The organism is Vibrio sp. 1401 (assembly GCF_033340295.1).
Genome location: NZ_JAWOWF010000288.1, coordinates 1 through 762, shown reverse-complemented (window position 1 = coordinate 762; position 762 = coordinate 1). Strand labels below are relative to the sequence as shown.

At 46.3% G+C, this 762-nt stretch carries 1 protein-coding gene; it reads right to left on the bottom strand.

From position 1 onward, the window contains the following. Positions 1-114: 114 nt before the first annotated feature. On the bottom strand, positions 115-762 hold a 648-nt coding region (gene sstT, locus R7Z77_RS25170), incomplete at its 5' end, for a serine/threonine transporter SstT (RefSeq protein ID WP_318137020.1).

Genomic DNA, 762 nt, shown 5'->3' with positions numbered 1-762 from the left:
AAAGTTTATTGGTGATCAATGAGTGATACCGAATGCATATTCTGTCGACAATAAATTATCGACAACGAAAAAGGGGAGCCAACAGGCTCCCCTTTCTATTATTCAATCTTTATCTTACTGGCTTTTTTGCTGTTCTGAACGGCAAACAGCAGCGGTAAAGATAACGTCTGTTGAACTGTTTAGCGCTGTTTCAGCAGAGTCTTGAATCACACCGATGATGAAACCAACCGCTACCACCTGCATTGCTACGTCGTTTGAGATGCCAAACAAACCACACGCTAGAGGGATAAGCAGTAGAGAACCGCCCGCAACACCAGAAGCGCCACATGCAGAAACCGCAGCGACAACACTTAGAAGTAGCGCTGTCATCAGGTCAACTTCAATACCCATTGTGTGCACTGCAGCCAGCGTTAGCGTTGTAATAGTGATTGCTGCACCAGCCATGTTGATGGTTGCACCCAGAGGGATAGATACTGAGTAAGTGTCTTCGTCTAAGTCTAACTTCTCACATAGCGCCATGTTTACTGGGATGTTCGCTGCACTTGAGCGAGTGAAGAATGCTGTTACGCCACTTTCACGTAGACATTGGAATACCAATGGGTACGGGTTTTGTTTGGTTTTGAAGAATACGATCGCTGGGTTTACTACTAGCGCGATAATCATCATTGCGCCAAGTAGAACCGCAAGAAGGTGAGCGTAGCTTGCTAGCGCGCTGAAACCCGTTGTCGCGAAAGTTGAAGCAACCAGACCAAAGATACCAAA